5 protein-coding genes and 1 rRNA gene are annotated in these 6,380 nt (G+C 34.1%); 3 read left to right on the forward strand and 3 right to left on the reverse strand.

Annotation, left to right across the window (positions count from 1 at the left end):
• The first annotated feature begins 76 nt into the window (after positions 1–76).
• Positions 77–193 (forward strand): 5S ribosomal RNA (rrf, locus tag AC3DU7_RS12880).
• Positions 194–368: 175 nt separating this feature from the next.
• Here rrf and AC3DU7_RS12885 read toward each other — a convergent pair.
• Together AC3DU7_RS12885 and AC3DU7_RS12890 are read right to left on the reverse strand one after the other, a co-directional pair.
• Positions 369–1,550, reverse strand: coding sequence for an RtcB family protein (locus AC3DU7_RS12885; RefSeq protein ID WP_488039741.1), 1,182 nt, complete (start codon positions 1,548–1,550; stop codon positions 369–371).
• A gap of 110 nt (positions 1,551–1,660) precedes the next feature.
• Positions 1,661–2,833 carry an NAD(P)/FAD-dependent oxidoreductase gene (locus tag AC3DU7_RS12890; RefSeq protein WP_488039742.1) on the reverse strand — a complete coding sequence of 391 codons (1,173 nt, stop codon included), beginning with the start codon at positions 2,831–2,833 and terminating at the stop codon, positions 1,661–1,663.
• Between the two features lie 84 nt (positions 2,834–2,917).
• Here AC3DU7_RS12890 and AC3DU7_RS12895 point away from each other — a divergent pair, with 84 nt between their 5' ends.
• Together AC3DU7_RS12895 and AC3DU7_RS12900 are read left to right on the forward strand one after the other, a co-directional pair.
• Positions 2,918–3,586: a hypothetical protein gene (locus tag AC3DU7_RS12895; RefSeq protein ID WP_488039743.1), complete on the forward strand. Its 669-nt coding sequence runs from the start codon at positions 2,918–2,920 to the stop codon at positions 3,584–3,586.
• Positions 3,587–3,871: 285 nt separating this feature from the next.
• Positions 3,872–4,549, forward strand: a complete 678-nt coding sequence (locus AC3DU7_RS12900) for a hypothetical protein (RefSeq protein WP_488039744.1) — start codon at positions 3,872–3,874, stop codon at positions 4,547–4,549.
• A 346-nt stretch (positions 4,550–4,895) separates the two neighbouring features.
• On the opposite strand, the gene AC3DU7_RS12905 is transcribed toward AC3DU7_RS12900, so the two are convergent.
• Positions 4,896–6,380, reverse strand: a 1,485-nt coding sequence (locus tag AC3DU7_RS12905; protein WP_488039745.1) for a CHAT domain-containing protein, incomplete at its 5' end; no start/stop codon positions are given.

Genomic DNA, 6,380 nt, shown 5'->3' on the forward strand with positions numbered 1-6,380 from the left:
CTAACAGACCGAGGACTTGACCTCATTCATTCACTCTTTACTTCTGACTATGCAGTCTTCTTTGTTTCTAGTCATTCCTGGTGTCTATGAGGCTATGGACCCACTCCGATCCATCTCGAACTCGGTAGTGAAACGTAGTGCTGGCGAAGATACTTTGGGGGTCGCCCCATGTGAAAATAGCTCGATGCCAGGATAATATTTAATGAAGCATCTTTCTGATATATGGGAAAGGTGTTTTGTTATTTTTGGTAGTAGAGGATTAAAATCGTAGCTTCATGCCAAAATTATTATTGATTAAAGCCTGTTTCCAAAATCTGAGAAACAGGCTATTTGGTTTTTTTGTAGACAAGCAAACAAATATAGAAAAATTACCCCTTTACACAGACAACTTGTTTAAGAGTTGCCACAACTTCTACTAGATCCGTTTGCTGATTTATTACTTCTTCAATGGATTTATAAGCACCAGGAATTTCGTCAATCACACCACCATCTTTCCGACATTCTACTCCTTCAGTTTGTTTCACCAAGTCATCAACAGAAAAACTCTTTTTAGCTTTAGTTCGAGACATTAATCTGCCTGCGCCATGACTACAGCTACAATAACTTTCATGGTTTCCTTTGCCTTTGACAATGAAGGATTTTGCTCCCATTGAGCCAGGTATAATTCCATAATCTTCTTCTTGTGCTCGCACAGCACCTTTACGAGTTACATAAACTTCCTCGCCAAAATGTACTTCTTTCTCTGCATAATTGTGATGACAGTTCACATTTAATAGTGGTTTTGTTGGTTTACCTCCCACTAAATGCTTTTCAACAATTCGCTTAAAACGAGCCATCATTACATCTCGATTAAATTGAGCATAATTTTGTGCCCATTGTAGATCGCGCCAGTAAGCTGCAAATTCTGGTGTTCCAGTGACAAAGTAGGCTAAATCTAAATCTGGTAATTTCATATCTGCTAATTTTGCTAATTCTTTAGCAGTGTTAATATGACATTGAGCTAATTTATTTCCAATGTGACGGGAACCTGAATGCAACATTAACCAAACATTGTTTTCTGTATCCAGACAAAGTTCGATGAAGTGGTTGCCTCCACCAAGAGTTCCCATTTGTTTGAGGGCTTTACTTTCTAGATTTTTTACTCCTGGATGTAACTCTTTGAAGTTTTTCCAGCGCTGCCAGTTGGTGACAGATTTTTCGATTTCTTTGTTGTCAGAAAATCCTACAGGAATGGCTGCTTCAATATCTTGTCGGATTTTTTTGAGTTTGCCTTCTAGTTTATCGGCAACAAAAGGCATTTTTACTGCGCACATTCCGCAACCAATATCTACGCCTACAGCAGCAGGAATAATTGCTTCTTTTGTGGCAATTACAGAACCTACTAATGCTCCTTTGCCTAAATGTACGTCTGGCATTAGGGCAACGTGCTTGAAGACAAATGGCAAAGATGCTACATTTTTGGCCATTTTATGTTCTTGATGCTCTAGGGGATGATTTGCCCAAGACAATACAGGTTTTGGGGTTGATAGTTTTAGTTTTTCGTATGGCATATTTGATTTTTAGTTATTCTTGGTTGTTTATCTATCATTATACTACAATGTAATACAAATAATTACGGAATGTTTAGGTTAAGGATATAATCATGAAGAGGATTAATTAGTTAGACAAAGCGAGTAGGAGATAATTGCTGGATAATTTTATCATTTTCTCCAGCTACATAATTAGCGAATCTTCTAGCTAGGGGAGGTACAAATGCAAAGGGACTACTAAACCCAGAAAAAATATGTATCCCTTCTTGATTAGGAATAGCTCCGATGAGGGGTAAGTCGTCAGCACTGTATGCTATTAAGCAGTGATGCCAGGTTGCAGGTAAATTTGCTAATGCAGGTAAAACTTTTCCTATCTCTGCTCGCATAGCAATTTCGCTTTTAGTTGCATCAATTTTAGCGTGGGGGTTGCTAAGTACGCGGGAAATTTGACCTATTTTAATGCTACCGTTTTTAAATTGAATTGCACCAGCATCTAAGCTAAATGGTACAAATTCACGATCGGGTTCGTGCCACATTTTCTCAAGCTCAATTCTACTTGCAGAAGTTTCACATTGAAAACGTTCTTGTACTGCTGGCATTACGGTAGTATGTAGTTGCACATCTGTAGGAGGAGTTTCTAGCATTTCAGCATGGGTGAAATAAACACGAGCATGGATACCTGCTGATTTTAGGAAGTGACGAGAAATTCCACCTGCACAAATTACTACATTGGCAGAGTGATAAGTTTGAGTAGTTGTGTAGACTCCGGTTATGCGTTCGCCAGTTTTGACTAACCCTGTGACTTGAGTTGTTTCAGCTTGACCTCCTAAACTGGTAAATGCTTGACAGTAGGCTAAAGTCATTTCTTCTGGAGAAACATGACCGCTACGAACAGTTAAAGCTCCTGCGATCGCCTCTTTATTTAGCAAGGGTTCCATTTCACTGGCTTCTTGGACACTTATTAGGCGAGGTACAGTATTGTAGTGGTTTAAGGTAGCAGCTATTTTTTCTGGGTCATCTTCTAGGGCGATAGTTAGCAATAAATCTAATTCTCTAAATTGGGTATCTGTTCCTAATTCTTCAGATAGGCAATGATGATGTTCTTTTCCTTCCTGAAAAAGTTGATTGGTCAAATCTGTAGTACCAGACCAGTAGGGTAAAATAGCATAACTATAGCGGGTTGCACTTTTTAAAGTAGGGTATTTTTCCAATAGGAGTACGGTAAAACCTTTTTTTGCCAATTCATAACTGAGAGCTGCTCCTGTTATTCCGCCCCCAACTACAATCCAATCGTAACTTTTCATAAACCATTTACTCTTACATTTTCCTGATATAATAATAGGTATTTAACTAATAACAAAATATTTAGATTATTTAGGCAAATAATTATGCAGTTACTGAACCAGTTATTCAGCATAAATACTAGACTAAAGAAGCAAATTTGTTGGCTGATAATTGTATTCTTATCAAGTATAACTTTACCTAATCTTAGCCTAGCACAGTTGCCTCGTTTTGATTCTCAATCACCTCAATATCCTTCTCAAGAAAAACCGCCTTCGACTGTTTCACCATCAAATACTGTTCAAACTCAGCCTAATCAACCTTCAAAAAACCCGTCTCAAGAAAAACCGCCTTCGACTGTTTCACCATCAAATACTATTCAAACTCAACCTAATCAACCCTCAAAACAATTATTTGTGAATGATTCTACAGCTCCTTTGCCTGGAGCAAGACAATTACCTATTGGAGTTATTCAACCTGTAAATGGTTTGGTCAATATCAAACTTGCAAATAATACTGCTGCTACAATTTCCTATGAGATAATTGGAGATACTACACAGCGCCAATTGTCAGGAAAGTCTGAAGTTATTTTAAGGAAATTAAAAGTTCCTGTCAATATTACTTTTTATCGGGATCAGGGAGGTTTTTTATTGATACAACCCCAGTTTATAGTTGAAAATGGTCTTTTGAAGTTAACTATGACTGAAACTAATAATTTTAATTTGGATAAATCTAGTTTGTTAGTTGAAGAAACTGGAAGTGTATTTTTAAATTAGATAACGTTTAAATTTTAGCTTTTTTCTATTATTTTTTTTCTTTAGTAAGTTTAATGATAAATTTCCTCAATAATTTTTCCTGAAAAATCAATAAAAAATTACTAAACATTGATTTAGTATCCTTTATTTATATTGATAATTTGAAACTTTCAGACTAAGTGAATTATTGATGATAATTATCAATTACCTCTTAGAGTTTAATTAATTTTTTACTTATTAATAGAATTGCCAAAAATATTTGACTTTTTGTCTATAATTATAGACAATACCATAAGTGGTAGATAAATGGCTTTAGGCGTTCAAGCGCAATGTATGCCTGAATTTCGTCCCTTATCTAGGTATTTAGTTAATATGTATAGCAATGATAGAGAAGATAAAGTTCATATCGACTTAAAATTAGCTCGTGATAAATGGCAACGCTTCCAAGTAAAATGTAAGGATAATGATTCTACAGCTCTTGAAGTTTTAAATTTGTTTATAGATCTTTATTTAGGAGAAGAAATAGATGGCTATCGTGGTATTTTATCACTTAGTTTGGAAACTAAAATTAATTTAGAAATAGGAAAGTATATTGGAAATAAACTGGATAATTATATAGACAAATATATAGAAAATAAATTGATTAAAGAAGTTAAAGAAATAGATGATGCTGAAGATTTAGTAACTCCTAAAAAAAAGAATAAATTACACAGTACAGAACAAGAAAAACTGGTACTCAGAGATAAATATGAATATGAGCAATCATCAATAACAACAGTTATCGATCAAAAAGAAATGACAAAAAGCCTATTGAATGATGATGTTGAAGAATTAAAAACTGCGCGGGAACTAGGGAAAGTTTTAGGTTGTTCTCCTGCGTATATAACTACTCTTAATAGATTGGGCGATCTGGAGCAAAGAGGGTGGAAAGATTCTGGAAAAAGACAAGGTAAGGCTATTCTTTATCAACGGATAACAACCTAATTATTTTCTTGAGCGGGGGAGTAGTAATTTCAGTTATCAGTTATCAGTTATCAGTGCCCTTGTAATAAGGAGGCTTAAAATATGGAATATTCTATTTTTTTATCCTCTTAAAAGGGGAGGCGCATACCCACAATTTTTCGGTAAAAATAAGAATAATTAGTAATAACTAGCGTGCTGATTATCAAAAAATTTATTCAGCCTGTGTTAATTATTTAATAGTTGAAGAATAGTTGAAGTATCACTTAAGCATAGCATTCTTTTTTCAAATTGGTATAAGACATGAAGTGGCATGTCGAAGACTATACCATAAGCAATTTTTCCTTATGCCTTATGCCTTATGCCTTCTTCAAGAAATACCTTGAGAAATAAAACCTGCCCAGTAGTAAGGATGAGTAAATGGAAGACTCTGTTGACAAAACCATGATAAGAGTTCTTTTTTTTGTTGTATTTTTTCTGAATTTTCGTGTTTCATGTATTGTTCTAGATATGCTTCTAGCTGTTTCTTATAACTACTAAGCTGAGTTCCTGTTAAATAACGAAGTTGATTTTGTGCTTTTTTAAATGCTTCCAAATGGCTATATTTTTGGCGATGTTGATAGTAGAAAATGCAAAATAATGCTGTAGCTAAATCCTCTACTAACCATAGTGAACTAATTACATGACGGGCACCTGCACTAATAAAAGCACTAGCAAATGTGAGAATTTCGTCATAAATTTTAGTTTGATTGAGATTAATTTCGCAACGGGAAAGAAATACATCAAATAATTCTGGTAAACGCCAAGCAAAAACTTCACTAAGAACTATATCTCCATCAAATAATTCTAGTTTTGATGCTAAGGGGTTGACAATATTTACTTGAGAAATGTGACTGGAATGCAGCACTTGTAGTTGCTGAATAAAATTATGGTAATTATTAACTTTTGCCTGACTATATTGCAGACGTTTTTGAGGAGAAATTAAGTACATATTTGCTAGAGTTTCACATTCATATCTTGTATAAAATTTATTTGTTATAGGAGTTTCCACAATTCCTATTTTACGGGGATTATTAATGAACGTTCGCTCTGAGCAATAATTGAGAATGTGACAACTAGGTAAAATTCTTAAACGGAAATAATCACACAAATACTTTGTTTCTGTTTCTCTAGTAACTGGTAAAGCAGCGTAAGGTATTTGATGTAGATATAAATGGGGAATAATAATTAATTCTTTTATGTCATTCAGTTGTTCTATCAGTTGATTAAATTCTAATTTTTCTGATAATTCTGAAAGAAAAGCCTCCATTTTATTCTGCCATTCACTACTATTTTCTGCATGGAGTTTTAACCAATTATCATTTATCCAAGTTTGTAATTTATCAATTCCTTCTCCTTGACAAATATGAACAGTAAGTTGCTGCTGAGTCAGAAGGAATATATAGGTATTATTTCTGGTTGAATAAAAATCTATAATGGCAGTTTGTCCATTTTTTACTAACTGCTGAATATCTGAAAAACTCAGATATGTAACTTGTAACTGTTCCGCTAGTATGCGATCGCTATTCCAAATTTTTTGCCAATTTTTTTGCTGTTTTTCTTTTAATAAATAAATCTTTTCTTGATTTTCTGATTTAATTTCTTTGATGCTAAACCTACTTCCCACTGTAATTGGCTTATTAATTCTAGTAGTATCAAAATTGAGCTGATTTATTTGTTTTTGTAAATCATAATATTCTTCTACTTCTTCTGGCTTTTCCTCATTTTTATCAATGTCGTTTATCATCATTAATTCTACTAAACGACGAGAGCGAGAAGCTTCTACATATTCTAATGCTTGTTCATATTCCTCAAT

It is taken from the genome of Okeania sp. (assembly GCF_983059655.1).

What these genes read in the sequence shown, in the direction of transcription:
- AC3DU7_RS12885 (WP_488039741.1), bottom strand. Translation starts at nt 1,550, where the DNA reads ATGCCATACGAAAAACTAAAACTATCAACCCCAAAACCTGTATTGTCT.
- AC3DU7_RS12890 (WP_488039742.1), bottom strand. Translation starts at nt 2,833, where the DNA reads ATGAAAAGTTACGATTGGATTGTAGTTGGGGGCGGAATAACAGGAGCA.
- AC3DU7_RS12895 (WP_488039743.1), top strand. Translation starts at nt 2,918, where the DNA reads ATGCAGTTACTGAACCAGTTATTCAGCATAAATACTAGACTAAAGAAG.
- AC3DU7_RS12900 (WP_488039744.1), top strand. Translation starts at nt 3,872, where the DNA reads ATGGCTTTAGGCGTTCAAGCGCAATGTATGCCTGAATTTCGTCCCTTA.